Below are 26,835 nucleotides of genomic sequence, written 5' to 3' on the forward strand. Positions count from 1 at the left end.
TCGGGGGACCGGCGTCGTCGGAGATGCCTCAGACTACGTCGGGGCCGGGCGTGTGGACGCCGCGGGGTTCGGCCGGGAGGGCGCCCCCGAAGGTGTCGCGCATCACGATCTCCTGCTCCACGACGCCGGCGAGGCGGCGGACGCCCTCGCGGATGCGGTGCGGCTCGGGGAAGCAGTAGGACAGGCGCATGTGCCGGTGGCCGCCGCCGTCGGCGTAGAAGCCGGTCCCGGGTACGTAGGCGACGCGTTCGGCCAGCGCGCGGGGCGCCATCGCCTTGGCGTCCAGCCCCTCGGGGAGCGTCAGCCAGACGAAGAAGCCGCCGGCGGGCCGGGTCCAGGTGCAGCCGGCGGGCATCAGCTCGGCGAGCGCGTCCAGCATGGTGTCGCGGCGCTCGCGGTACAGCTCGCGGAAGCCCTTGATCTGCTCGCGCCACGGCTGGGTGTTCAGGTACTCGCGGACGGCCAGCTGGGAGAAGTTCGACGGGCACAGGATCGCCGACTCGGCGGCCAGGACGAGCTTGGCGCGCACCGCGTGCGGGGCGAGGACCCAGCCGACGCGCAGCCCCGACGCGATCGTCTTGGAGAACGAGCCGAGGTAGATGACGCGCTCGGCGTCGTCCGCGCGCAGCGCCCGCATCGGCTCGCCGTCGAAGCCGATCAGCCCGTAGGGGTTGTCCTCGACGATCAGCACGTCGTACTCGGCGCAGATCTCCAGCACCTCGGCGCGGCGGGCGGCGCTGAGCGTGACGCCGGCGGGGTTCTGGAACGTCGGGACGGTGTAGAGGAACTTGACCCGCCGGTTCTCGCGGCGCAGCCGCTCCAGCGTCTCGCGGAGCGCGGACGGGACGAGGCCGGCGTCGTCGAGCGGGACGTGCACCACGTCGGCCTGGTAGGAGGCGAACGTGCCGAGCGCGCCGACGTAGGACGGCGCCTCGGCGAGCACCACGTCGCCCGGGTCCACGAAGATCTTGGTGATGAGGTCCAGGGCCTGCTGCGCGCCGACGGTGACGACGATCTCGTCGGCGCCGGCCTGGACGCCCTCCAGCGCCATCACCTCGCAGATGCGCTCGCGCAGCCCCTCGTCGCCCTGCGCGGAGCCGTACTGCAGCACCTCCGCGCCGCGGCTCGCCACCAGCTCGCCGATCATGCCGCCGACGGCGTCCAGGGGCAGCGCCGACACGTACGGCGCGCCGCCGGCTAGGGAGACCACCTCGGGGCGGGACACCACGGCGAACAGGGCGCGGATCTCCGACGGCACCATCCCGGCGGCGCGGGCGGCGTAGCGGTCGACGTAGGCATCTGTACGCGCGTGCTGTTCCACGAGGCACCTCCACGGGTGATTCGGATGTCTGAGCAAACTACGGCATGGCCTGTGGGAGCGGGTGTGCTGCCCCCGGTGGCGGCGGGCCGGAGCTCCAGGGTGGACGGTCCCCCTGTCGGATACGATGCCCGAGGGTCCCGGAGTGTTGCCGGGGATTTCCGCGAATTGGCGCTCCGACGGTGCACGCGCCACGCACTCACGAGCCCTCAGGGGGTGCCTTTCCGGTGTCGCGTCGTCTCGTCAACATCACGCTGGACAACCTGGACGATCTCCCGCATCGCTGTCGCCGCTGCGTGTTCTGGGAGCTGGACCCGGTGAGCGGGGAGCGCGCGGTGAAGACCGGCGACCCCGCGCTGGAGAAGGAGGCGTGGATCTCGGCCACGCTGCTGGAGTGGGGCGGCTGCGGGAAGATCGCCTATGTGGACGACGTCCCGGCCGGTTTCGTGATGTTCGCCCCGCCGCTGTACGTGCCGCGCTCGGTGGCGTTCCCGACGAGCCCGGTGAGCGCCGACGCGGTGCTGCTGATGACGGGCCACATCCTGGCGGAGTTCACCGGCGGCGGCCTCGGCCGGATGCTCGTGCAGGGCGTCGCCAAGGACCTGACGCGGCGCGGGGTGAAGGCCATCGAGGCGTTCGGCGACCTGAAGGGCGAGTCCGGCGGCTGCATGGTCCCCGCCGACTACCTGCTGTCGGTGGGGTTCAAGACGATCCGCCCGCACCACCGGTACCCGCGGCTGCGGCTGGAGCTGAAGTCGGCCCTGTCGTGGCGTGAGGACGTCGAGGTGGCGCTGGAGCGGCTGCTGGGCTCCATGACCCCCGAGGGCGCGCTGCGTCCCGTCTGAGGCGATCTCAGCGCACGCGAAAGGCCCCGTTCCGGGCGGAACGGGGCCTTTCGGCTGCTCGGGGTCAGATGAACTCGGCGAGATCGCGGATCAGCGCGGCCTTCGGCTTGGCGCCGAGGATCTGCTTGACGACCTCGCCGTTCTTGAAGATCAGCAGGTTCGGGATCTGCATGATCTGGTACTTGGCGGCGGTGGCGGGGTTCTCGTCGGTGTTCAGCTTGACGATCTCCAGCTTGTCGCCGTGCTCACCGGAGATCTCCTCCAGGATGGGGGCGACCATGCGGCACGGGCCGCACCACTCGGCCCAGAAGTCGACGAGCACGGGCTTGTCGTTCTTCAGGACGGCGGTGTCGAAGTCGGCGTCGGTCACGGCCTTCATCGGTTCTCCTTCGCTTCGCCGCGGCGGAACCCCCGCCGCCGCGTCCGGCCGGCCCTGGCGGGCCGTTCCCCTGGGGCCCGGGGGACCGGGCCCGTGATCCACCCTCGGCTCAGGCCTGGTGCGTCAGCTCGGCGGCGCCCTGGTCGGCCAGCCAGCGCTCGGCGTCGATGGCGGCGGCGCAGCCGCTGCCGGCCGCGGTGATGGCCTGGCGGTAGGTGTGGTCGACGACGTCGCCGCAGGCGAACACGCCGGGGATCTTGGTCTTGGTGGAGGGGGACTCCACGGTCAGGTAACCGTCGGCGTCGGTGTCCAGCTGGCCCTGGAACAGCTCGCTGCGCGGGTCGTGGCCGATCGCGATGAACAGGCCGGTGACCTCCAGGTCGCGCTCGGCGCCGGTGTTGACGTCGCGCAGCCGCACGCCCTGCACCCGGTCCTCGCCGAGGACCTCGGTCACCTCGCTGTCCCAGGCGAACTTGATCTTCTCGTTGGCGAACGCGCGGTCCTGCATGATCTTGCTGGCGCGCAGCTCGCTCCGGCGGTGCACCACGGTGACCGAGCGGGCGAACTTGGTGAGGAAGGTCGCCTCCTCCATCGCGGTGTCGCCGCCGCCGACCACGGCGATGTCCTGGTCGCGGAAGAAGAAGCCGTCGCAGGTCGCGCACCAGGAGACGCCGCGGCCCGACAGCCGCTTCTCGTTCTCCAGCCCGAGCTCGCGGTAGCCCGACCCGGTCGCCACGATGACGGCGCGCGCCCGGTAGACGTCCTCGCCCACCTTCACGATCTTGGGGTCGGCGGCCAGGTCGACCTCGGTGACGTCGTCGGTGATGAGCTCGGCGCCGAACCGCTCGGCCTGCTTGCGCAGGTTGTCCATCAGGTCCGGGCCCATGACGCCGTCGGGGAAGCCGGGGAAGTTCTCCACGTCGGTGGTGTTCATCAGCGCCCCGCCGGCGGTCACCGACCCCTCGAACACCAGCGGCTTGAGGTCGCCGCGCGCCGCGTAGATCGCGGCCGTGTACCCCGCGGGGCCCGAGCCGATGACGATGACGTTGCGGACGTCGCTCACTGTTCTGTGCCTCTCCTCGTTGGCCTGCGGTGCCACGGCGGTTCCGTGCGAGACCGCCTCTCGGCGCCTCTCGCGGCTGCTGTGCGCCTCCGGCACGGCCCGGCCTGACAGTCGCGTCAACCGATCCTAGGCCCCGGTGATTCCCGCCCGGTCCCGGCCTCGTGCGAGCGCGACCCTAAGCTTTCCCCATGGCGTCGATTCTTCTCCTGCACTCCATGTACGGGCTGCGGCCCGCGGTCCACCAGGCCGCCGAGCGGCTGCGCGCCGCCGGGCACGAGGTGCACGTCCCCGACCTGTACGACGGGCGCGTCGTGGACACCCCCGAGGAGGGCATCGCGATCAAGGAGGAGATCGGGCGGGACGAGCTGCTGCGGCGCGCCGTCGCGGCCGCCGCGCCGATCTCGGGCCGCGGCCTGGTCTACGCCGGCTTCTCGCTCGGCGGCGCGCTCGCCCAGAACCTGGCCCTGGCCGACGACAGGGCCGGCGGGCTGCTGCTGATGCACGGCACGTCCGACCTGGCCGACGACGCCTCCACCGAGATCCCCGTCCAACTGCACGTCGCCGACCCCGACACCGCCGAGCCCGTCGACTGGCTGAACGCCTGGTACCTGCGGATGCGGCGCGCGGGCGCCGACGCCGAGGTGTTCCGCTACCGGGGCGCCGGGCACCTGTTCACCGACCCCGGCCTGCCCGACTACGACGCCGAGGCCGCCGGGCGCGCGTGGGCGATCGCGCTGGACTTCCTGGCCGACCTGTAGCGAACGCCAGGACCCGCGCACACCGTGTGCGCGGGTCCTGGCATGCGTCATCCCCGGCCGGCGGGCCGGGGCCGTTGTCAGTGGGCGGCGGCGGTGCTCTGCTCCAGGACCGGGTGGTCCTGCGCGGTGCAGTTCGCCCCGACGACCATGAGGTCGAGCGTGCCGGACTTCGTCCCGGGCAGCGCGACCACCAGGGCCGGGGCGCCCTTGTAGCGGGCCCGGTCGACCAGTTCGGGGCGCCTGCCGTTCGCGAGCGCGTCGACGCAGCCGCGCAGCACCGCCGAGGGCTGGTCGCCCTGCGTCCGCAGCTCCTGGCCCTTGCCGAGCAGCGACCTGACCTGCGCGCCGACCTGGCCGGGCCGGTAGTCGGTGCCGCTGTGCGCGACCGTGAACGGCGGCGCGGCGCCCATCAGCCTCTGGGTGGGCGCGGCGTTGGAGCCCGGATCGGTCGCGGGCATCTTCGCCGCGCTGTCGCCGCTGTTGTCGCCGTCCAGGACGGCCGTGCCGACCATCGCTCCGCCGCCGAGCACCACGACCGTCGCGGCCGCCGCCGACAGGATCCGCCAAGGGCGCCTACCGCGTCGCTGCTCCAGGCTCACCACGGTGGCGCTGTGCAGCGACTCGGCCGCGATGGCGGAGTCGATGCGCGACGCCAGTTCGGCGGGCATGGCCGGGACCGGTGCCTCCGCCAGGAGCCGGGAGACGTCCGCAAGGTCGGCGGATCGGTCCCGGCACTCGGCGCAGGTTTCCAGGTGCGCGTTGACGGAGGCGGCCTGGTCGTCCTCGAGCAGCCCCTCGGCCAGGTCGGCCAGGGTGTCGTAGTCAAAATGTGCGGGGTTCGTCAAGATGTGCCACCTCCTTCCATACCTCGGACGTTCCGCGGGTCCCGACGGTTCCGATGGTGGCCCAGAAGCGGCGCGAGCCGCGCCCGGCCCCGCGCGCACCGGCTCTTGATCGTTCCGGCCGGGACCTCCAGGACACGGGCGGCGTCGTCGACGGAGTAGCCCATCATGTCGACCAGCACCAGCGCCGCGCGCTGCTCGAACGGCAGCGCGGCGAGGGCGGCCTGCACGTCCAGCGACACCCCGTGCGCGTCGGTCGGGTCGGGCATCTTGGGGGCGACGGCGTCGAACGTCGCGTCGTCGCCCATCGGGGTGGCGGGACGCACCGACTTGCGGCGGATGCGGTCCAGGCACGCGTTGACGACGATGCGGTGCAGCCATGTCGTCACGGCGGCGTCGCCGCGGAACCGGCCGGCGGCGCGGAACGCCGACAGGCAGGCGTCCTGCAGCGCGTCGGCGGCCTCCTCGGGGTCGCCGAGCGTGCGCAGCGCGACGGCCCACATCCGGTCGCGGTGCCGGTTCACCAGCTCGGCGAACGCGTGCGGATCCCCTTGCGCGTGCCGCGCGAGCAGCTCCTTGTCCGGTACCTCGTCAACGCGCCGCATGCTCACCGACGCCATGGACGCCCGCTCTCACGTGCGGCAGGACCGATCGGCGCCGGGTGACAACGCCCGGACGCACCTGCTGGGTTGCACACCACGGATTCCTGGGGGGAGGGGACATTCTGCTCACAGGCACGATACCGACTGCCGACCCCCCACGTCACAGCCCCGGTATCGCCCACCTTGATCGCCGTGCACTCGTGACCTCGGCATCCCTCGACGCGGGAGGGGACACACCCGCCCGTCGGCTGCATACGGCGTCGGCGCTGCGACAGCAGACGGCGCCGGGAGGCCGGCGGGTCGATGCTGGAACGCCACGAGGACAAGCCATGCGCCGGGCCGGCGGATCAGGGACACCGGCTCGAAGAAGGCAACACCGCACATGATCCGGCCAGATCGATCGATCCGGAGTTCGTCGAAGCTGCAGAAGGCCAGCGATCTCCCTTGATGGCGCCGGTTATCCGAAAGTCAATGAACACCACGTCCTCAGTACCGGCCCCGTCCAGCATCTCGCCCTGTCGGCGTCCCGCCACCGCTTCAGGTGAAAGCCCTGCAGAGCAGAGGCCGAAAGACCCCACCTCGCACAGTACCTAGGCCCACTTGACGGGGCGGCGACGGCCTGCCCGACGGAGCGGAGCCCGACCTCAACGCTCGACGAGGGCTCAGCAGGCTCGGGCACCGACGGACACCTGCCCGGCGGACCGCGCGAGGATTGTGGTGAGCGGGTTGCTCGATTCACGCCATGCAGGTGTCCGAATGCGGCCAAAGCATTCTTTGACTTGACGTGAACGGAAAGATCATGAATCTTGTCAACATCCAATGCCGTTGCTCGTCGGGCAGAACGGTCAGATTCGGGGAGTCGGATGAAAAAGATTATCGCGGGATTTTCGATAGCCGCCCTGGCCGGTGCTGTGGTGGTCGTACCGGCCAGTCCCGCATCGGCTCAGGTGTACTACGGAAAGAAGTCGATATGGAAATTCGGCTGTAATGGAAAGCTGGACATCGACCACCGGGGCAAGGGGAAGTGGTACGCGCGAGGGCGCTTCTATACGTCGAATGACTGGGCGACGCGCTGCCGAGTCAAGATTCAGCGCAAAAAGGGGAACGGTTCATGGAAGACCGTCTCGAGGGTCGGTCTCCTGGATGCCGGTGGCTCCAGTGTGGCCCGCTACAACACGGCTTGGTACTGGGACAGCGACCCCTATAAGGCGCGGGTTTGCATAGAGTACTTCGATCAGGACAAGTGGTATTGCAGCGGTTCCTACTGACGCTGTAGGGAGTTTCGCCACCACCTGCTCGTGCACCGCTGGCCCACTCGATCTTCCAGTCTCCCTTTGTGGCGCTTGCGCCGTTGGCGACGATAACCCTGTCGATCGGTTACCGGGCCGCCATCAGATCGGGACAGAAGCCTTGAGTGCGCAGCTTGGGGCAGAGTGGGAGCGGACGAACGGCGGGTTGTGGATAAGCGCATCTGGCGCTTATCCACAACCCGCCGTTCTGCTTCCCTGCGGTGACCTGGGCGTTTGACAATGGGAGTACGCGGTCCGCCCCCGGGCGGGAGGGGACTGCTCTTGTAGGAGCGATCGATCTCGGCGACGCGATGGGCGGAGGCGCCCAGGCAGGTCTGGGCGCCGGCTAGGACGCCGGGGTGCCGTAGATGGTGATCTCGCCGATCCGGCCCTTCAGAGAAGGCGGCAGCTTGGTGAACCAGACCAGGACGTAACGGCCACCAGAAGTGCCCTCGGCCTCGATCGTGGTCTCTCCAGAGTCGCTGGCCTTCTTGCCGATGGGAGTGAGGGACGTCGGGGACGTGGTGTCGCCGACGCGCACCTGCAGCGTGCCGCCGCCTTCGACCCCGCTGACCTGGACCTTGGCCACCTTGACCGGGCGGCCCATGTCCAGCAGGACGCCGAGGCCTCGCGAGTAGTTGCCGAAGTTGGTGCTGGCGTAGGACTGCGTTTCCCACACCGCGGCGTCTTTGCCGTCGATCACGGCGTCCGGGCGCTTGGTGATCGTGTGGTCGTAGTGGCCGTTGATGGGATCTTCGGCCGCGGTCGCGTTCTGCGCCTGCAGCTTGACCGGGGTGGGCTTAGGCGGCTGGGACTGCTTGGTCTTGTTGTCGGTGATGCCCGTGGTGGCGCGCGGCTTGGGGTCCTCGCCGCCGTTGCTCACCGCCCAGGCGCCGAGGCCGGCGATGACGGTCAGCGCCGCGGCGGCCACGCCGATGAGGGCGCGGTTGGGGCTCTTGCGCGGTGCACCGCCGGTGTTGTGCGGCGGGTGGGCCGACGGGGCGGTGGGCGCCGACGCGGGGGGCGGGCCCTGCTGGAAGCTCTGCGCGGGCTCGCGGTGCTGCGACCGCGCCGACGGCGGCTGCGGGGTGGGCGTGGTGGGGGCCGGAGCCGGGCGCGGCACGCGCGGCGATGTCTGGACGTTGCCGAGCCCCGCGAACAGCGGCAGCGGCGTGCGCGGCACCCCGCGCAGCGCCTTGACGAAATCGGCGGGCCTGGCCAGCGGCTCGTACCCCGGCACCTCGACGCCGAGGCAGCGGCACACGATGTCGTTGATGCCCTGCGCGATGCCCGCCTGGACCTGGCGCGGCGCCTCGGGCAGGCCGTCCACCAGGGGCGCGGCGGGCAGCGCGGAGCAGTCGGGGTCGCCCGGCCAGCGGGCGGTGAGGGCGGCGTACAGCATCGCGCCGAGGCCGCGGACGTCGTCGGCGGCCGGGTCGTCGCCGTAGCGGTCGCCGAGGACGGCGTCGGTGGCGACGCCGAGGACCTTGACGGTGCCGCCGGTCGTCCAGACCAGCTCGCGCGGGGACAGGCACAGGTGGGCCAGCCCCGCGGCGTGCGCGGCGGCGACGGCCTCGGCGGCCTCGTACAGCAGGGTGGCGGCGCGGCCGGGCTCCAGCGGGGCCTTGGCCAGCATCTGCTCCAGCGTCTCGCCGACGACCCACTCGCTGACGACGTAGGCGCTCTCGCCCGAGTCGTCGGCGTCGAAGACCTGGGTCAGCCGCGGGTCGGTGAGGCGGCTCGCGGCGCGGGCGGCCGTGACGACCTCGGCGATGCGGGGGAACTCAGGGTCGAAGGTGCGGACGGCGACGGCACGGGCCAGGATCTCGTCGATGGCCTTCCAGAGGCAGGAGCCACCGGTGTCGCTGATGCGTTCCTCGAGGCGGTAGCGTCCGGCCAGCCGAGTGCCGGGCTCGATCACAGACGTGCTCACGGCACCATCCAGCGCAGGTGGTCAGATCCCATGTTCGTGGCGTGGCAGCTTACGCCTCCGACCCTCCTCTTTGCGTTTCCCAGGGTGTCGCCCCGCAAGCCGTAGTCCCTGACATGGTAGTGGTTACCGCGGTGGGCGGCTGACTTATCGCGGCGCGTCCGGCCCACTTTGCCGCGTGTCACCCCCGCCGGCCTCCGGGAAGACGCGCCGAGACGGTGGAGACCATGGTCTGCACCTCGGGGACGCGAAGCAGTTTCGCGAACACCAGGTAGAGGGCGCCGCCGCCCGCGCTGCCGACGGCCAGGGCGAGGATCCCGGGCAGCAGGCCCGCGCCGAGCCCGGCCTCGACCACCGCGTGCACCGCGTAGCCGAACCCGATCAGCGGCCACAGCGCGATGATCAGCTTGAGGTAGGTGACCGCGATGCGGCGGCCGTCCATGCCGCCGAGGCGGCGCCGCAGGATCGCCCAGCCGACGAGGGCGCCGACGGTCTGGGCGAGCGCGAACCCGCCGGCGATGCCGACGATGATGTGCTGCGGCGCCAGGGTGTTGTAGACGATCAGCGCGGCGGTGATGCTGGTGGCCACGACCGCGACGCTGATGAACGTCGGGGTGCGGGTGTCCTGCATCGCGTAGAAGACGCGCAGCATCAGCTGGTAGGCCGCGAACGGCACCAGCGCGACCGCGAACATCTGCAGCACCTGCGCGATGACCTGCGCGTTGGCGACGCTGGTCTGGCCGTGCGCGAACAGCACGGTGGTGATGTCGGAGGCCAGCACCCCCATCAGCCCGGCGGCGGGCAGGATGACGACCGAGCAGAGCCGCAGCCCGGCCGAGAAGTCGTCGCGGACCTCGGCCATCCGGCCGGCCGCGGCGTGCTCGCTCATCCGCGGCAGCAGCGCGGTGATCACCGAGACGCCGATGATCGCGTAGGGCAGCTGGAAGAGCTGGTAGGCGTTGAAGTAGGGGGTGTAGCCGACGTCGCCGAGGTGCTGGGCGCGGCCGCGCACGCCGGCGGAGTTGGCCAGCCGGGTGGTGACCGCGAACCCGACCTGGGTGATCACCACGTAGGCCAGCGTCCACACCGCCATCCGGCCCATCTGGCCGAGCTCGCCCTTGCGGAAGTCCAGCCGGGGCCGCCAGCGGAAGCCCGAGCCGCGCAGCGACGGCCAGAGCGCCAGCGTCTGCAGCGCCATGCCGCCGATGGTGCCGCCCGCCAGCAGCGCCACCTCGAACGTGGTGATCGTTTCGGGGGTGACCTTGCCGGTGCTGACCAGCAGGAACACGGCGGCGGTGAGGCAGATGACGATGTTGTTGAGCACCGGCGCCCACATCGGCGCCGCGAACCGCTTGCGGGTGTTGAGGATGGCGCCGGAGAACGCGCTGACGCCGAGGAAGAAGATCTGCACCGCGAACAGCCGGGCGAACAGCACCGCCAGGTCGCGCTGCGCGCCGCGCATCGATCCGCCGTAGATGCCGATGAACACCGGCCCGAGCAGCACCGCGATCGCGGTGATGACGGCGAGGCCGAGCACGGCGAGGGTGAACAGCCGCTGCTCGTAGCGGGCGCCGTACTCGGGGTCGCGTTCGCGGGCGCGCACGATCAGCGGCACCACGACGGCGGTCAGGACGCCGCCGAGCAGCAGGTCGTAGACGATGAACGGGACGGTGTTGGCGGTGTTGTAGGCGTCGGCGAGCGCGCCGACGCCGAGCGCGGCGACCAGCATCGCGGTGCGCAGGAAGCCGGTGACGCGCGACGCCAGGGTGCCGACCGCCATGATGGCGCCCGAGCGCATGATGCCGCCGCCGCCCCCCGAGGGCGGGGGCGGGGGCGGGGTCTCCTGCGGGAGCGGGAGGTCAACCGCCGTTTCCGCCGCCGTGCCGGCCGCCGGGGGCAGTCCCGTCGCCGGTGGCGGCGGGCCACCCGTCGCCGGACGGCCCATCGGCGGGCCCGGGTGGCCCTGGTTCGCCGGGTAGCCCTGGTTCGCCGGGTAGCCCGGGCCCGGCGGCCGGCCAGACCCCGTCGCCGGGGAACCCGGTCCCGGCCGGCCCGATGCCGGGGAGCCCTGCTCCCATGGCTGCGGCCTCCGCTGGTTCCATTCCTCCGGTCGACCCGTCACGGGCTGCCTCCGCTTTCCGGCGCCGTCTCGCTCGTGTGGCGCGCACTCCGACGCCCACGAAGAGTACGGCAAGTCCTCCACCGATGATGAGCAGCGAGGTCTGGCCGAGGGCGGTGGTCTGGACGTTGATGTCGCGTCCGTCGTTGAAGGGCTCGCCCCCCTGCACCGAGACCAGGTCCACGTGCACGATGAACTTGCCGTTGCCGGAGGCCTCGAGGGGGACGTTGGTGGACTTCTTCTGCTTGGCGTCGAGTTCGACCAGCAGGTCCTGTTCGTCGTCGATCCGGCCGATCTGCAGCTTGGCGCGGTTCTGCGAGACGATCTTGAGCCTGACCTTGATCTTCTGGTGCGGCAGATCGTTGACGACGGTGACCGGGATGCGGCCGGTCCGGCCGGCCAGCGCCGCCCGCCTGGTGATCACCTGGACCAGCTTCATGTCGTCGCCGAGCAGGCGGCCCAGCTCGTTGCGCGCGCGCAGCGCCCGCTCCGGCCGGCCCCGCCAGGCGACCGACTCCGCGCGCAGCAGGGCGCGCTTGTAGCTGACGGTGACCGGCGGCACCATGACCGCGGTGAACGCGTCGGCGCGGCGGCCGATGGACCGCACCGCCGACAGGTACGAGCCGCCGAGCTCGTAGCGCTCGTAGGAGTCGGGGTAGCCGGCGTAGTCGCGCTGCTCCGGCCGGGTCTTCATGATCGTCTCAAGCGGGGTGGCCTTCAGCCACGGCGCGGACGCCGTCGCGTTCAGCAGCGAGCGGGCGAACTCCTCGGTGGGCGCCCAGTGCCGGTTCGGCGCGACCACCAGGGTGCGCGCGGTGCCCGGCGCCTCCGCGGTGATCATCGCGGTCTCGGCCAGGAACCGCTGCCCGGCCAGCACCGCCGCGCCCGGCGCCCGCACGTCGGCGCTGACGATCTCGTTCAGCTTGTCGTCGTAGGCGATCGCCTGCCGGACGCCCTTGCTGGTCTGCACCGAGGTCATCGCGCCGGTGGTGTAGCCGGGGTCGGGGTTCTGGGTGAACATCTCGCGGCTCAGCAGGAACGCGCCGTCCTTCGGGCCGAACTGGGACAGCGTGGCGAGCTGGTTCAGCGTGCCGGGCCCGGCCATCCCGGCCGGCGGCCAGGCGAACTTGGCCGGGCGGCGGCCGAGGACCTGCTCGGCGATGCCGGCGGTGTCGGTGTCGTAGGCCGCCTTGAGGTGGTCGTACATGCGGCTGCGGGTGAGCGCGACCACGTCGGGGTCGGCGTAGGGGAGCGCGAAGTACGGTGATTTCTCGGAGACGTTCTTCAGCCGGCTCAGCCAGTCCTCCGCGATCTGGCTCTTCGGCCGGGTGACGTGCTTGTCGGCCTTCGGCGCCCGCACCCTGTAGGGGCCGGTGGCCATGGCCCGGGCGTCGTCGAGCAGCGCCGGGTCGACGGCCCAGGTGAGCGGGACGCGGGTGCCCTGCACCGCCTGGACCAGGTCGTCCAGCCGCCCGTTCGCGCCCATCTCCTTGCCGAGCTGGTCGTCGAGGAAGGTCTGGTCGTTGCCGCGGTGCATCCGGTCGGCCAGCGGCCACACCCAGCCGATCCGCAGGGGGGTGAACTCCTTGCGCTGCGGCACCTGGTAGGTGATGAAGGAGGTGACGCCGGCGACCTGCTGCTGCGCGGCGTTCACCGCCTCGACGCCCACCGGGTACACACCGAAGCCGCGCAGCCCCATCGCGGGCGCCTTCAGCTGCAGCGTGAAGTTCTGCTTGCCGCCGGGGGCGGCGGCGGTGGCCAGCGGGACGGCGGGGCCGAGCCGCGGCCCGGCCGGCGGGGCGCCGGCGACCTGGTCGAGCTGCGCCCGGCTGGTCATCCGCTGGGCGCTGTAGCGCAGCCGGACCGCAAGGCCGGGGATGTCGTGGCCGGTCCGGTTCTCGATGGTGCCCGTCACCACCATCCGGGCGGTCTTGCCGGTGGGGGTGAGCCGCGGCGACATCTTCGTCAGCGTGACGACGACCTGGGCGCGGCCCTGCGCCGCCCGGCCCGCGGGCCCGGGGGCCTGCGGGCTCGCCGCGTGGACCGGCATCACCGGGGCCGTGATGCAGGGGAGGAGGGCGGCCAGCAGCGCGGCCGCGCGTTGGAGCCTTCTCACGCCATGGCCGCCCGGGGGGCCCCTACGCGCGGGGCCGTACGCGGGCGGCGGGCGTCGTTATCCCGCACCACGCGCTCGATGGTAGCCGCGCCTCAGGTCCCATCAGACCTCCTGATCGTCATCTCGGGTGCAAGCGGGGCCCGCGGCGGCGCGTCAGCCCACCGGATGGCGGGGTTCGGCGCGCATCCGCCGGGCCGGCGGGCGCGGCCCGGGGCCGAACAGGTGCACCGGCTTGGCGCCGCTCAGCGCGTACAGGTCCAGGGCGCGGATGCCGAGCGCGGTGGACGGCTCGCCGGTCGCGGTGTAGACGACGTCGTCGATGGCGAGCCCGTCGATGATCCGCTGGTCCATCAGCAGCGGCATCGCGGGCGGCAGCAGCAGCGGGCAGACCAGCCCGGCGGCGTACTCGGTGGCGGCGTTGACCAGGTCGGCGCGGGCGGGGCGGACCGTGCGGGCGCCGACGCCGAGGCGGACCACGTCGGTGCGCGGCCGTTCCCCGGCGGCCACGACCACCCCCGTCAGGAAGCCGCGGCCGCGATGGACGTCGTCGCAGGCGTAGACGCGCGTCACCAGGCACCGGTCCGCCGGCAGGCCGAGCGCCCGGGGCAGCTCGTCGGCGTGCGCGACGGCACGGGGCAACCGCACGATCTCGTGCTGGGTCTCCCGCTCCAGGAGCGCGCGGTGGATGGTGAGGGCGTCCTTCATGTTCGGCTCCGTCCTGCGGGGGTCACCCGCGAACATCCCGGTGGGCCCGATCGAGGGGCGGTGTCCCGACATACCCTTTTTGGCAGTCTTAATCCGTGCCGGTCTGCCGGTGCAGCCTCCGCGTACGGGCGCACACGGGCGCGCGGTGGCCCGTGCCCCCGGTCGTCCCGCTACCTTTGGTCGTACGGGAGGCTCATCGGCGGTCGCGCGGGCGTCGTCCGGGGTGTCCAGAACGTAACCCGGGGATCGCTTGTTGTGAAGAGCCCGCCCGCGCCCGGGACCCGCGGGAACCCTTTTGCCAGCCGCCTATCAAGGAAATACGCTCGATGTCCGTGCCTGAACAGAACGTGACCACCGCGCCGGCCGCCCAGCAGCGGGCCGCCATCGCCGACCTCCTGCACGGCGTCGCGCCCGTCGCCGACGAGCTCGGCGCCCGGTTCGCCGCCGCGGGGCACGAGCTGGCGCTGGTCGGCGGGCCGGTCCGGGACGCGCTGCTGCGCCGCCCCACCAAGGACGTCGACCTGACCACCGACGCGCCGCCCGAGCGCATCCTGGAGCTCATCGACGGCTGGGCGGACGCGGTCTGGACGATCGGCATCGAGTTCGGCACGGTCGGACTGCGCAAGAACGGCCACGAGCTGGAGATCACCACCTACCGCAGCGAGTCCTACGACCCCAGGTCGCGCAAGCCCGAGGTGTCCTACGGCACCTCGCTGGTGGAGGACCTGCGGCGCCGCGACTTCGCGGTGAACGCGATGGCCGCCCGGCTGCCCGGCTACGAGTTCGTCGACCCGTTCGGCGGCCTGGCCGACCTCGGGCGCAAGGCGCTGCGCACCCCGGGCCGCCCCGAGGACTCCTTCGGCGACGACCCGCTGCGGATGCTGCGCGCCGCCCGGTTCGCCTCCCAGCTCGGCTTCACCGTCGCCCCCGACGTCGTCGAGGCGATGACCGCGATGGCCGGCCGGATCGAGATCGTGTCGGCCGAGCGGGTCCGCGACGAGCTGTCCAAGCTCGTCAGCGGCCCGCACCCGCGCGAGGGGCTGGCGCTGCTGGTCGACACCGGCCTGGCCGCGCACGTGCTGCCCGAGCTGCCCAAGCTGCGGCTGGAGATCGACGAGCACCACCGGCACAAGGACGTCTACGAGCACTCGCTGATCGTGCTGGAGCAGGCCATCGCGCAGGAGGAGGACGGCCCGGACCTGGTGCTGCGCCTGGCCGCGCTGCTGCACGACATCGGCAAGCCCCGCACCCGCCGGTTCGAGGAGGGCGGCCGGGTCTCCTTCCACCACCACGAGATGGTCGGCGCGAAGATGACCCGCAAGCGGCTGACGGCGCTGCGCTACCCCAAGGACGTCGTGGCCGACGTGTCGCGGCTGGTGGAGCTGCACCTGCGCTTCCACGGCTACGGCAGCGGCGAGTGGACCGACTCGGCGGTGCGCCGCTACGTCCGCGACGCCGGGCCGCTGCTGTCGCGCCTGCACAAGCTGACCCGCGCCGACTGCACCACCCGCAACAAGCGCAAGGCCGACCGGCTGCGCCGCACCTACGACGAGCTGGAGGCGCGGATCGACCGGCTCGCCGAGGAGGAGGAGCTGGCCGCGATGCGGCCCGAGCTGGACGGCAACCAGATCCAGGAGATCCTCGGCATCGCGCCGGGACCGGCCGTCGGCAAGGCCTACAAGTTCCTGCTGGAGCTGCGGCTGGACCGCGGCATCATCGGCCCCGAGGCCGCCGCCGAGGAACTGCGCCGCTGGGCCGGCGAGCAGGGGATCGGCGCATGATCGACCTGAAGCTGGGGCGGCTCAGCCCCGCCGAGACCGAGCGGCTGCTGGCCTTCGACCGCGAGCACGTCTGGCACCCCTACGCGCCGATGCCGGCGGCCGGCCCGGTGCACCCGGTGGTGTCGGCGTCGGGGGTGCGGCTCACCCTCGCCGACGGCAGCGAGCTGATCGACGGCATGTCGTCGTGGTGGGCCGCGATCCACGGCTACGACCACCCCAGGCTGAACGCGGCCGTCACCGGGCAGCTCGGCAAGATGGCGCACGTGATGTTCGGCGGGCTCACCCACCCGCCGGCGGTCCGCCTGGCCGAGCGGCTCGTCGCGCTGTCCCCGGCGCCGCTGACGAAGGTGTTCTTCGCCGACTCGGGGTCGGTGGCGGTCGAGGTCGCGATCAAGATGGCGATCCAGTACCAGCGCTCGCAGGGCCGGGCGGAGCGGCGGCGGCTGCTGACGGTGCGCGGCGGCTACCACGGCGACACCTTCGGCGACATGGCCGTCTGCGACCCGGTCAACGGGATGCACCACCTGTTCGGCGACGTCCTCGCCCGGCACGTGTTCGCGCCGGTCCCGCCCGGCGGCTACGACGCCGAGCCCGACGAGGCCTACCTGGCCGAGCTGGCGAAGCTGGCCGCCGAGCACGCCGGGGAGCTCGCCGGGATCATCGTCGAGCCGATCGTGCAGGGCGCCGGCGGGATGCGCTTCTACGCGCCCGAGTACCTGCAGGCGCTGCGCGCCCTCGCCGACGAGCACGGGCTGCTGCTGATCCTGGACGAGATCGCCACCGGGTTCGGCCGCACCGGCGAGCTGTGGGGCTGCGACCACGCCGAGGTCGCGCCCGACATCATGTGCGTCGGCAAGGCGCTGACCGGCGGATACCTGTCGATGGCCGCGACGCTGTGCACCGACGAGGTCGCCCGGGGGATCTCTACCGGTGAGGCGCAGGTGCTGATGCACGGGCCGACGTTCATGGGCAACCCGCTCGCCGCCGCCGTCGCGTCCGCGTCGATCGACCTGCTGCTGTCGCGCGACTGGCGCGACGAGGTCGACACCATCGAGGCGGTCCTGACGGCCGGGCTGGAGCCTGCGCGCGCCCTGCCGGGCGTCGCCGACGTGCGGGTGCTCGGCGCGATCGGCGTCATCGAGGCCCATGAGCCGGTCGACGTCGCCGCCGCGCAGGCCGTCGCGATGGACCATGGCGTGTGGCTGCGGCCGTTCGGCAAGCTCGTCTACACGATGCCGCCGTACGTGAGCACCGAGGACGACCTGGAGCACATCGCCGACGCCATGTACGCGGTGGCGGAGTCGCTCAGCTGACGGGTACGGGCCGCCGTGACGTGGCGGCCCGGTAGCCCGCCGCCCCGGCCACGTAGACGGCGACGAGGGCGGCCAGGGTCGGGTAGGACGCCCCGTCCGCCGGCAGCCACGTCGCGGCCGCCGCGGCGGCGGCGGCGAACGTGGCGTTGAACAGCATGTCGTAGACGGCGAACACCCGCCCCCGGTAGGCGTCCTCGATCGTCTCTTGCAGGATCGTGTCGACGCACAGCTTCACGCCCTGCGACACCACGCCGAGCGCGAACGACGCCACCGCCCACGGCGCCTGCGCGAACGGCGTGCCGAGCGCCAGCAGCGTCACGGCCGCGGCGGCCAGCAGCGCCGCGATCCACGCCTGCTTGCTGATGCGGTGCACCACCGGCGGCGTGACGAGGGCGGCGGCGAAGTAGCCCGCCCCCGACGTCCCGAGCATCAGCGCGAACGACGCCAGGCCCGCCTCGGCGTCCCCGGCGGCGAACCGGCCGCGGCAGAGCAGCAGCGTCATGATCAGCACGATCCCGTACAGGAACCGGTGGAAGGAGATCGCCGCCAGCGCGAGCGCGGCGGGCCGCCGCGTCCGGATGTGCCGGGCGCCGTCGACCAGGCCGTTCAGCACGCCGCCGAGGGCCCGGCGGGTCTGCGCCGGCGCCTCCTCCAGGTGCGGGCCGAGCAGCCGGCGCGGCAGCCGCGCCGCGAGCAGCCCCGCCGCCAGGAACAGCGCGGCGGCGCACACCAGGATGAGCGCGGTGCCGTCCGCGCCCGCCCCGAACACCCGCCGCAGCAGGTACCCGGCGCCGCCGCCGACGAAGGCGGCCACGGTGCCGGAGGTGACGGTGAACGCGTTGGCCGTCACCAGCTGCCCGCGCTCCACCACGTGCGGCAGACCCGCAGACAGCGCGGCCAGGAAGAACCGGTTCACGCCGAGGACGAGCAGCACCCCGAGGAAGAACCCCGGGCCGTCGCGCCCGGCCGCGACCAGGGCGGCGACGGCCAGCACCAGCACGGCCCGCAGCGCGGGCGTCCACAGCAGGATCTGCCGCCGCTGCCAGCGGTCGATGAGCACCCCGGCGAACGGGCCGAGCACCGAGTAGGGCAGCAGCGTCACCGCGAACGCCGCCGCCGCGCGGCCCGCCGACGTCTGCCGCTCAGGGGAGAAGAACACGAAACCGGCGAGCGCGACCTGGAACAGGCCGTCGGTGAACTGGGAGGTCAGGCGGGTCGCGTACAGCCGCCGGAAGTCCCGGCGCCGCACGATCCCCCGCAGCTCCCCCGTTCGCATCCGATCACCCTATGCGTCCGCCGGACTGCGGGCGCCGCGGCCTACAGGCCGGGAGAACAGCAGGCCCCGGCAGCGTTCACCGCTGCCGGGGCCTGCTGGAAGTGCCGTGCGCTCAGGCGCTCAGCGCCGGGTCGTTCAGCGCTCCACGTCGCCGCGGATGAACGCCTCGACGGCCTCGCGGGCCTGGTCGTCGTTGTACTGCTCCGGCGGCGACTTCATGAAGTAGGAGCTGGCCGACAGGATCGGGCCGCCGACGCCGCGGTCCTTGGCGATCTTGGCGGCGCGCACCGCGTCGATGATGACGCCGGCCGAGTTCGGCGAGTCCCACACCTCGAGCTTGTACTCCAGGTTCAGCGGGGTGTCGCCGAAGGAGCGGCCCTCCAGGCGGACGTAGGCCCACTTGCGGTCGTCCAGCCACGGCACGTGGTCCGACGGGCCGATGTGCACGTCGGCCTTGGCCATCTCGTGCGGGATCTGGGAGGTGACCGACTGGGTCTTGGAGATCTTCTTGGACTGCAGGCGCTTGCGCTCCAGCATGTTCATGAAGTCCATGTTGCCGCCGAAGTTGAGCTGGTACGTGCGCAGCAGCTCCACGCCGCGGTCCTCGAACAGCTTGGCCATCACGCGGTGCGTGATGGTCGCGCCGACCTGGGACTTGATGTCGTCGCCGACGATCGGCACGCCCGCGTCGGTGAACTTCTGCGCCCACTCGGGGTCGGAGGCGATGAACACCGGCAGCGCGTTGACGAACGCGACCTTGGCGTCGATGGCGCACTGGGCGTAGAAGCGGTCGGCCTCCTCCGAGCCCACCGGCAGGTACGACACCAGGACGTCGACCTCGGCGTCCTTCAGGGCCTGCACCACGTCGACCGGCTGGGCGTCGGACTCCTCGACCATGTCGAGGTAGTACTCGCCGAGGCCGTCCAGGGTGTGGCCGCGCTGGACGATGACACCGCTCGGCGGGACGTCCGCGAACTTGATGGTGTTGTTCTCGCTGGCGTGGATGGCCTCGGACAGGTCCATCCCGACCTTCTTGGCGTCCACGTCGAAGGCCGCGACGAACTCCACGTCACCGACGTGGTACTCGCCGAACTGGACGTGCATGAGGCCAGGGACGCGCGTCTCGGGGGCCGCGTCCTTGTAGAACTCGACACCCTGGACGAGTGAAGAGGCGCAGTTGCCCACACCAACGATGGCTACGCGCACCGAACCCATCCGGTTGCTCCTTTTCTCTTACGGAACATGTGGTGTTTCTTCACCCGCCCCCGAGGGGGGGAGGCCGCGATCAGCGGCCCGTCTCCCGAGGCATGTCCTGATTCGTGTTCTGTGAAGTCTTGGCTTGCAGTTCCTGCTCCGCCCGCTCGCGCCCGATGAGCTCGTTGAGCCACCGGACCTCGCGTTCGACGGACTCGAGCCCGTGGTTCTGCAGCTCGAGGGTGTAGGTGTCGACCCGCTCGCGGGTCCGCGCCAGCGCGGCGCGCACGCCCTCCAGCCGTTCCTCCAGCCGGCTGCGCCGGCCTTCCAGAATGCGCAGCCGCACGTCGGCGCGGGTGTGCGAGAAGAAGGCGAAGTGCACGCCGAACCCCTCGTCCTCCCACGACGCCGGGCCGGCCTCGGTGAGGAGCTGCTGGAGGCGCTCCTTGCCGTCGGCGGTGAGCTTGTAGACGATCTTCGAGCGGCGGCTCTGCAGCGCCAGCGGCGCCCCCGGCTCCTCCGGCCGGTCCTCCACGATCAGCCCCTTGGCGAGGAGCTGCTTGAGGCACGGGTAGAGCGAGCCGTAGGAGAAGGCGCGGAACATCCCGAGCAGGGTGTTGAGCCGCTTGCGCAGCTCGTACCCGTGCATCGGGGACTCGTGGAGGAGACCGAGCACGGCGAGCTCCAGCACGCCCGCGCCCTTCTTCCCCGCCATGCCGCGTCCCACTTCCGCAGAGCCGATGTCTCAACCTGATGTATCGAGCGAATGTATCGCTTCGATACATCGCAAAGATACGTACCGCCATGGATCCTGGCAAGTCCACTCAAAAATGATCAAGATCCTGGCGCCTGGTGCGCGGCCTTCTCAGCGCGGCGGGCCCGGCCTACCCTGCTGGCATGCGGGGTCGAAGGGACCGCCCATGAGACCGAGGCTGGTGGTGGACTACGGCCTCGCGAAGCGGGCCGCCCTGGCCGGGCTGCGCGGCGGCCGGCTGACCAGGGACGACGCGTGTGACGCTCATCCCTATCTGCTGCGCGCGGCCCGCCACCACGGCGAGCCCACCGACCAGGAGTGCCAGGTCTGCGGGCGGGCGCGGCTCACCCATGTGACCTATGTCTACGGGGACGCGCTGGGCCGGTACGCCGGACGGGTGAAGGCGCGGGCGGAACTCGCCGAGATGGACCGCCAGTACCCCGAATTCCGGGTCTATGTGGTGGAAGTGTGCCAAAGTTGCGGTTGGAACCATCTGTCCATGTCGTACGTCCTCGGGCACGGGGACCGGCCACTGGACCGGTGATGGTCGTCCCGGCGCGTGTGCGCCCCTGAAGAGAACGTGCCGTGACCGGCACGCCTGGCCGCGCTGTGCACGGCGCTCCCCCCGCTCGGCGGCCCGCACAGTACCCTTCGGGGCGATGTAGAGACGTTGCCCCCTGTTGATCGAGGTCGCGTGAGTAATCCAAGCCAGCCCCGACCCGAACCCGAGTCGCCGTGGCCGGGCGGGCAGAACTTTCCCCGTCCCGGCAGGCATGACGCCGCGAACGGCCCGCCGAAGCCTGCCCAGGCGCCGGCGCAGGGGCCCGCCGGCTCCTGGTCGGCGGCAGGACCGGGCGGCGGAGCGCGTCACGCGGCCGGCCCCGTGACGCCCGGCGGGACCGGACGGCCGGCCGCCTTCGGCGCGCCGAGCATCCCCGGTGGACCGGGCGGCCCTGGTGGACCGGGCGGACCCGGTGGTCCCGGCGGGCCTCAGGGCCCCGGCGGCCCGGGGCGCCGCGCGGGCAAGCCCCAGCGGCGCGGGCTGTTCGACCATCTGCGGTCGCGCCCGACGGGCTGGCGGCGCTTCCTCCCGTCCTGGAAGGCCGTGATCGGCCTGTTCGTCCTCGGCTTCGGCGGCCTGGCGACGATGATCGGGGTGGCCTACGCGAACACCCCGACGCCCGACGAGCCGACGGTCAAGGGCGTCCAGGACCAGGCGTCGATCTTCTACTACAGCGACGGCAAGACCGAGATCGGCCGGATCGGCAAGAAGCGGCAGAGCGTCGAGCTGAACGAGGTCGCCCGGATCGCGCAGGACGCGGCGCTCGCGGCGGAGAACCGCAACTTCCGCAACGACCCCGGATTCTCGGTGAAGGGCACCGCACGCGCGGTGTGGGTGAACCTGACCGGCGGCCGCGGCGGCGGCTCCACCATCACCCAGCAGCTGGCGAAGAACTACTACTCCGACCCGAACAACCGCACCTACAGCCGTAAGTTCAAAGAGCTCCTCATCTCGCTCAAGCTCGCCGACGACAAGTCCAAGGACGAGATCCTCAAGCTCTACCTGAACACCATCTACTGGGGCCGCGACACCTACGGGATCGAGGCGGCGAGCCGCGAGTACTTCGGAGCCAAGGTCCACGCCAACAACCTGCGCCCCGACCAGGCGGCCTTCCTCGGCGGCATCATCCAGAACCCCAACCGGGACCCCTCCGACAAGGAGAACCAGGCCTGGGTGATGGAGCGCTACCAGTACACCCTCAAGGGCCTGGTCGCGATGAAGGCGCTGTCGCAGGCCGACGCCGACAAGTACATGAACAAGCTGCCCAAGTACAACAAGCCGGGTGCGGCCGGTGACCTGTACGACGGGCAGCGGGGCTACATGCTCATGCGCGCCAAGCTGGAGCTGAAGCGGCAGGGCATCGGGTCCGACGTGCTGACCACCAAGGGTCTGCGCGTCTACACCACCTTCGACCGGCGCAAGATGAAGGCCGCCACCGAGGCCGCCGAGCGCACCGTCCCGCAGGTGCACCCGAAGACGCTCGCCCGCAAGAAGATCCGGGTCGGGCTGGTCTCGGTCGACAGCAAGAACGGCGAGGTCATCGCGTTCTACGGCGGCCCGGGCTACCTGGACCAGGCGTTCGACAACGTCTGGCAGGGGCGCGCGCAGGCCGGATCGGCGATGAAGCCGTACGTGCTGGCCGCCGCGCTGAAGAAGGGCTACAGCCTGGACAGCATGGTCGAGGGCCGCTCCCGGATCCCGATCCGGCGTGACGGCTCCGTTGGGCCGGGCGGTTACCCGGTGCCGAACGGGCACCGTACGCCTGCGGCCATCAACCTCGTCGAGGCCATGAAGCTGTCGATCAACACCGCCTTCGTGCAGCTCGGCGGCAAGGTCGGGGCCGACGACGTCATCCGGCTGGCGACCGACGCGGGCATCTCCTCGGAGCTGCTGGCGCCGCACAAGGACAGCCAGGCGCTGTTCCTCGGCGTCAACGACATCCGCCCGATCGAGCAGGCCGCCGGCTACGCGATGTTCGCCAACGGCGGCACCTACCACCAGCCGCACGTCATCCGGGAAGTGCGGAAGACCGACGACAAGACGCGGATCAAGCTCAAGAACCGCTGGGAGAGCAAGTCCGTCCTCAGCGAGAACCAGGCGGCGAACGCCACCAAGGCGATGCGCGCGGTCGTCACCGGCGGTACGGCGACGGCGGCGGCGCTGCCCGACCGCGAGGTGGCCGGCAAGACCGGTACCACCGACCGCAACGTCGCCACCTGGTTCGTCGGCTACATCCCGCAGGTGTCCACGGCGGTCACGCTCTACAACGACGACATCGACAAGCAGACCAAGCTGAAGAAGTCGCTGATCCTGCCCGGCATCGGCGAGGTCCAGGGCGGCACGATCCCGGCCCGGATCTGGCGCCAGTACATGCTGGAGGCCACCCGGGGCATGACGCCCGAGTCGTTCCCGGTGGCCCAGCCGGAGGGCACCGCGCAGATCTGGGCCAAGCTGCCCAAGAAGAAGGAGAAGGACGACAAGGAGAAGGACAAGGACAAGCGGCCGCCGTGGTGCGACTCCCCGGTCGGTGAGCTGGACCCGCGCTGCAAGGACGGCGGCGACGGCGGGGACAACGGGGACCAGAACCCGAACAAGCCCTGCCAGCTGCCGGGGCAGACCAACTGCAACCCGGACCGGCCGCCGTCCTACCCGCCGCCGCGCTGGTGGTGCATGATGCACCGCGACGAGAAGGCCTGCCGCAAGGTGCGCGGGCAGGACGACGCCCCCTGGCCGAACTCGCGGCGGTCGGTGGAGCTCCCGCTCATATCAGCCAGAACCGAACGCGACTGACCGTCGTCGAACACAGTGAAGGCCGCCTCGCCCGCCCGGTCGGAGGCGGCCTTCGCCATGTCCGGAGGTGCCGTTCCGCATGCCCGTTTTGGCTACATCGCCTACCCTGCGGCATATTCACGCGTAAGTGATGACCGGCGATGGTGATCCACCGTGCACGTGCCCCGAACTTCGTCTCCGGCGTTCGGTGGCCCGTGGCGCACCGGACCGGGGCAGTACTCTCGGACGACGCACAACCCCCGCACCCCAGTTGATGAGGACGCGTGAGTTACCCAAGCCAGTACGGACCGGAATACGGAGAGGGCCCGCGAGGTCAGGGCTCGTACCGCCCCGGCGGGTCAGGCACGCCGGGCGGCCGCGGAGTGCCGGGCGCGTCGCCCGGCGGCCCGCCGCCGCAGGGCAGGCCCGCGCGTCCGGGCGGCAGGCCCGCCTCCTCCCGTAGCGGAGCCCCTCCGGCGGGCAACCGCCGCCGTGCGGGCGCGCCCCCCAGGCGCCCCGCCCGAGCCGGCGGCGGCCCCGGCGGTCCTCCCCGGGGGCCCGGCGGTCCCGGTGGACCTGGTGGTCCCGGCGGGCCGGGCGGCTCCGGGCCGGGCGGTCCCGGCGGTCCGGGGGACGGGTTCTGGGGCGAGGAGAAGGAAGGGCGCCGCAAGCGCTCGAAGAAGCCGGGCAAGACCGGCTGGCGGCGCTACGTCCCGTCCTGGAAGATCATGCTGGCGATCTTCGCGGTGCTGCTCCTCGGCTTCAGCGTGCTCGTCGCCGTCGCCTACGCCAACACCCCGGTGCCCAAGGGCCGGCAGGCGACGGCGATCGCCCAGGAATCGGTGATCTACTACCGGGACGGCAAGACGCCGCTGGCGCGCATCGGCATGCACCGCGAGGACGTCGAGCTCGATGACGTTCCCAAGCACGTGCAGAACGCGGTGCTCGCGGCCGAGGACCGCAAGTTCTGGGATGAACCCGGCGTCTCGCCGACCGGCGTGGCGCGGGCCCTGTACAAGACCGCAACCGGCGGCGAGGTCCAGGGCGGTTCCACCATCACCCAGCAGCTCGCCCGCAACTACTACGCGGGGCTGAGCCAGAAGCGCAGCGTCGACCGCAAGCTCAAGGAGATCCTCATCTCCATCCGCCTTGGCCAAGAGGTGGACAAGAAGGAGATCCTCAAGCTGTACCTCAACACCGTCTCGTTCGGCCGCCAGGCGTACGGCATCAAGACAGCGGCGCGCGCCTACTTCCGCAAGGAACTCAAGAAGCTCACCGTCTCCGAGGCGGCCATGCTCGCCGCGATGATCCAGCGGCCCAGCTTCTTCGCCACCCGGGGCGACGACAGCAACCCGGCCTATCGGCTGCTGGTCGAGCGCTGGAACTACGTGCTGAACGGCATGGTCACCATGAAGTGGCTGACCCCCGAAGACCGGGCCAGGCAGAAGTTCCCCACGACCGTGAAGCAGTGGAGCGACGTCTCCGACAACGGCCAGACCGGCTACATCAAGCAGCGGGTGCTGGACGAGCTCAAGAGCAAGTTCGGCATCGACGACAAGCGGCTCGAACTGGGCGGTCTGAAGATCACCACCACGTTCGACAAGGACCTCACCGACTACACCGCTCAGATGATCAAGCAGGTGCGGCGGGAGAAGGGCCTGAAGAACGACATCCGGTTCGGGCTGGCGGCCGTCACCCCCGACGGCGAGGTCCGCGCGGCCTATGGCGGTCCCAACTACGTCAAGCAGCCGTTCAACAACTCCTTCCAGGGCAAGATCGCTCCAGGCTCGTCGTTCAAGCCGATCGTGCTGGCGACCGCCCTGAAGAACGGCGTGAGCCTGCAGAACACGCTGGACGGCAGCTACTCGCGCTCGTTCGGCGGCCCGAAGCCGATCACCAACGACTCGCGCAGTGAGAACGGCGTCTACAACCTGGTCCAGATGACCCAGATGTCGATCAACACCGCCTATGTCGACCTCGGCCAGAAGGTCGGTCTGGACAAGGTGGTGGAGACGGCCAAGGAGATGGGCATCCCCGCGGACACCACGGACCTGCGGCCCGGCGTCGTCAGCCTCCCGCTCGGCCCGATCGACGTCAGCCCGGTCAACATGGCGTCGGTCTACTCCACGTTCGCCTCCGGCGGCGACCACACGGACGTGCACGTGATCAGCAAGATCGTCGACGCGGGCGGCAAGAAGCTCAAGCTGCCCTGGAAGACCAAGAACGTCTTCAACAAGCAGGTCGCCGGCGACGCGACCAAGGCCATGCGGGCCGTGGTCACGTCCGGTACGGGCAAGCAGGCCGACCTCGGCGCGCGCCCGGTGGCCGGCAAGACGGGTACCACCGACGAGAACAAGTCGGCGTGGTTCGTCGGCTACGCCCCCGAACAGCTCGCCACCTCGGTGGCGATGTGGCGCCAGGACAAGCACGACACCCGGCTCTCGCTGCAGGGGATCGGCGGCTACTCCCAGATCTACGGTGGCACGATCCCCGCCGACATCTTCAGGCGGTTCATGCTGAAGGCGCTGGAGGGCGAGGAGATCAAGCCGCTGTTCCCGCCCGGCAACGTCGGCGAACTCCAGCCCTGGGCCGTGCCGAAGAAGGAGACCAAGGCGACGCCGACCCCGTCGACGACGCCGACGCCGCCCTGCCGCCCCGGCCAGGAGACCAGCGAGGACAAGCCCTGCCGGCCGAGCGAGCCCCCGACGTCGCCGACGACGCCGACCTCGCCGACGGTCCCGACGTCGCCGACGCCCCCGACCAAGACGCCGTGCCAGGCGCCCGGCTTCCCGCCCGGCTGCGTCGAGCCGACACCGACGCCGAAGCAGCCGGGCAAGCACGACCAGCAACGACAGACCACCGCCTATTAACCCGAACCGGCAGCCTGTGTCCCCAGGGGCACGGGCTGCCGCATGTTCGATGGATGTGACTTGTGGCTCTTGGAGGATCCTCCGGACGGCCAGGTCGACAGCCCGAACATGCCGAGAGTTATCCGTCGCATGAACTGGGTTGGGTAGAGGCTATGGAGCGAGAGACTCGGCTGGTTTTGAACGGCTAAGCCGTCCAGGCGGATCAGCGCCGTGATCGCCTTTTGGCGCACGTCGCAGCGAGCCTCATGAAAGCCAGCAGGGCTGCCGCGGGGCAGACTTGGACATGACAGCCAGCCGGCAGGTGAGCACTCAGTGAGCCTGGATCATGAGTTCTGGAAAAAGATCGTGCC

20 protein-coding genes are annotated in these 26,835 nt (G+C 71.3%); 8 read left to right on the forward strand and 12 right to left on the reverse strand.

All coding sequences use genetic code 11. The features are described from left to right. Positions 1-28: 28 nt before the first annotated feature. Entirely contained in the window at positions 29-1,261 is a 1,233-nt protein-coding gene (locus tag ACRB68_RS16765) for an aminotransferase-like domain-containing protein (protein WP_153534973.1), read from the reverse strand. 284 nt (positions 1,262-1,545) lie between these two features. Between ACRB68_RS16765 and ACRB68_RS16770 the strand changes: the two genes are divergently transcribed. Next, positions 1,546-2,163: a GNAT family N-acetyltransferase gene (locus tag ACRB68_RS16770; protein ID WP_328594312.1), complete on the forward strand. Its 618-nt coding sequence runs from the start codon at positions 1,546-1,548 to the stop codon at positions 2,161-2,163. Positions 2,164-2,227: 64 nt separating this feature from the next. Here the strand turns inward: ACRB68_RS16770 and trxA are convergent, their stop codons facing one another. Both trxA and trxB read right to left on the reverse strand, forming a co-directional pair. Continuing rightward, positions 2,228-2,542 (reverse strand): thioredoxin, encoded by a 315-nt coding sequence (trxA, locus tag ACRB68_RS16775; protein ID WP_153533370.1) that lies wholly within the window; start codon positions 2,540-2,542, stop codon positions 2,228-2,230. A gap of 109 nt (positions 2,543-2,651) precedes the next feature. Continuing rightward, positions 2,652-3,605: a thioredoxin-disulfide reductase gene (trxB, locus tag ACRB68_RS16780; protein ID WP_328594313.1), complete on the reverse strand. Its 954-nt coding sequence runs from the start codon at positions 3,603-3,605 to the stop codon at positions 2,652-2,654. A gap of 188 nt (positions 3,606-3,793) precedes the next feature. Here trxB and ACRB68_RS16785 point away from each other — a divergent pair, with 188 nt between their 5' ends. Next, positions 3,794-4,363 carry a dienelactone hydrolase family protein gene (locus ACRB68_RS16785; RefSeq protein ID WP_153533371.1) on the forward strand — a complete coding sequence of 190 codons (570 nt, stop codon included), beginning with the start codon at positions 3,794-3,796 and terminating at the stop codon, positions 4,361-4,363. Between the two features lie 77 nt (positions 4,364-4,440). On the opposite strand, the gene ACRB68_RS16790 is transcribed toward ACRB68_RS16785, so the two are convergent. Together ACRB68_RS16790 and sigM are read right to left on the reverse strand one after the other, a co-directional pair. Then, complete coding sequence (locus ACRB68_RS16790; RefSeq protein WP_153533372.1) at positions 4,441-5,208, reverse strand: hypothetical protein; 768 nt, start codon at positions 5,206-5,208, stop codon at positions 4,441-4,443. Next, complete coding sequence (sigM, locus tag ACRB68_RS16795) at positions 5,205-5,810, reverse strand: RNA polymerase sigma factor SigM (RefSeq protein WP_153533373.1); 606 nt, start codon at positions 5,808-5,810, stop codon at positions 5,205-5,207. Before sigM ends, ACRB68_RS16790 begins: the two co-directional genes overlap by 4 nt. Positions 5,811-6,670: 860 nt before the next feature. On the opposite strand from sigM, the gene ACRB68_RS16800 reads away from it, so the two are divergent. Next, positions 6,671-7,075, forward strand: a complete 405-nt coding sequence (locus tag ACRB68_RS16800) for a hypothetical protein (protein ID WP_153533374.1) — start codon at positions 6,671-6,673, stop codon at positions 7,073-7,075. Positions 7,076-7,442: 367 nt separating this feature from the next. Here ACRB68_RS16800 and ACRB68_RS16805 read toward each other — a convergent pair whose 3' ends face one another. The 4 genes from ACRB68_RS16805 to ACRB68_RS16820 form a co-directional block, all read right to left on the reverse strand. Continuing rightward, positions 7,443-9,029, reverse strand: a complete 1,587-nt coding sequence (locus ACRB68_RS16805) for a protein kinase family protein (RefSeq protein WP_153533375.1) — start codon at positions 9,027-9,029, stop codon at positions 7,443-7,445. 178 nt (positions 9,030-9,207) lie between these two features. After that, entirely contained in the window at positions 9,208-10,824 is a 1,617-nt protein-coding gene (gene murJ, locus ACRB68_RS16810) for a murein biosynthesis integral membrane protein MurJ (protein WP_235959411.1), read from the reverse strand. 61 nt (positions 10,825-10,885) lie between these two features. Continuing rightward, positions 10,886-13,261 carry a DUF6049 family protein gene (locus ACRB68_RS16815; protein ID WP_153533377.1) on the reverse strand — a complete coding sequence of 792 codons (2,376 nt, stop codon included), beginning with the start codon at positions 13,259-13,261 and terminating at the stop codon, positions 10,886-10,888. Positions 13,262-13,414: 153 nt separating this feature from the next. Next, positions 13,415-13,966: a YbaK/EbsC family protein gene (locus ACRB68_RS16820; RefSeq protein ID WP_153533378.1), complete on the reverse strand. Its 552-nt coding sequence runs from the start codon at positions 13,964-13,966 to the stop codon at positions 13,415-13,417. A gap of 326 nt (positions 13,967-14,292) precedes the next feature. Between ACRB68_RS16820 and ACRB68_RS16825 the strand changes: the two genes are divergently transcribed. Then, complete coding sequence (locus tag ACRB68_RS16825; RefSeq protein ID WP_153533379.1) at positions 14,293-15,747, forward strand: CCA tRNA nucleotidyltransferase; 1,455 nt, start codon at positions 14,293-14,295, stop codon at positions 15,745-15,747. Beyond that, positions 15,744-17,060 carry an adenosylmethionine--8-amino-7-oxononanoate transaminase gene (locus tag ACRB68_RS16830; RefSeq protein ID WP_153533380.1) on the forward strand — a complete coding sequence of 439 codons (1,317 nt, stop codon included), beginning with the start codon at positions 15,744-15,746 and terminating at the stop codon, positions 17,058-17,060. The genes ACRB68_RS16825 and ACRB68_RS16830 overlap by 4 nt, the downstream gene beginning before the upstream one ends. Here ACRB68_RS16830 and ACRB68_RS16835 read toward each other — a convergent pair. The 3 genes from ACRB68_RS16835 to ACRB68_RS16845 form a co-directional block, all read right to left on the reverse strand. Next, positions 17,053-18,336, reverse strand: a complete 1,284-nt coding sequence (locus ACRB68_RS16835) for an MFS transporter (protein ID WP_153533381.1) — start codon at positions 18,334-18,336, stop codon at positions 17,053-17,055. The genes ACRB68_RS16830 and ACRB68_RS16835 overlap by 8 nt on opposite strands. Positions 18,337-18,471: 135 nt before the next feature. Next, a complete protein-coding gene (locus ACRB68_RS16840) occupies positions 18,472-19,551 on the reverse strand; it encodes an inositol-3-phosphate synthase (protein ID WP_153533382.1) in 1,080 nt (359 codons plus the stop codon). A 70-nt stretch (positions 19,552-19,621) separates the two neighbouring features. After that, positions 19,622-20,245 carry a PadR family transcriptional regulator gene (locus tag ACRB68_RS16845; protein ID WP_153533383.1) on the reverse strand — a complete coding sequence of 208 codons (624 nt, stop codon included), beginning with the start codon at positions 20,243-20,245 and terminating at the stop codon, positions 19,622-19,624. Between the two features lie 205 nt (positions 20,246-20,450). Between ACRB68_RS16845 and ACRB68_RS16850 the strand changes: the two genes are divergently transcribed. The 3 genes from ACRB68_RS16850 to ACRB68_RS16860 all read left to right on the forward strand — a co-directional run bounded on the left by ACRB68_RS16850 (position 20,451) and on the right by ACRB68_RS16860 (position 26,485). Further along, on the forward strand, positions 20,451-20,828 hold the full coding sequence (locus ACRB68_RS16850; protein ID WP_153533384.1) for a DUF5318 family protein: 378 nt from the start codon (positions 20,451-20,453) through the stop codon (positions 20,826-20,828). Positions 20,829-21,389: 561 nt separating this feature from the next. Next, positions 21,390-23,636, forward strand: a complete 2,247-nt coding sequence (locus ACRB68_RS16855) for a transglycosylase domain-containing protein (protein ID WP_153533385.1) — start codon at positions 21,390-21,392, stop codon at positions 23,634-23,636. A 707-nt stretch (positions 23,637-24,343) separates the two neighbouring features. Beyond that, positions 24,344-26,485, forward strand: a complete 2,142-nt coding sequence (locus ACRB68_RS16860) for a transglycosylase domain-containing protein (protein WP_153533386.1) — start codon at positions 24,344-24,346, stop codon at positions 26,483-26,485. The last annotated feature ends 350 nt before the right edge of the window (positions 26,486-26,835 follow it).

The organism is Actinomadura macrotermitis, from assembly GCF_009604375.1.
GTDB lineage: Bacteria > Actinomycetota > Actinomycetes > Streptosporangiales > Streptosporangiaceae > Spirillospora > Spirillospora macrotermitis.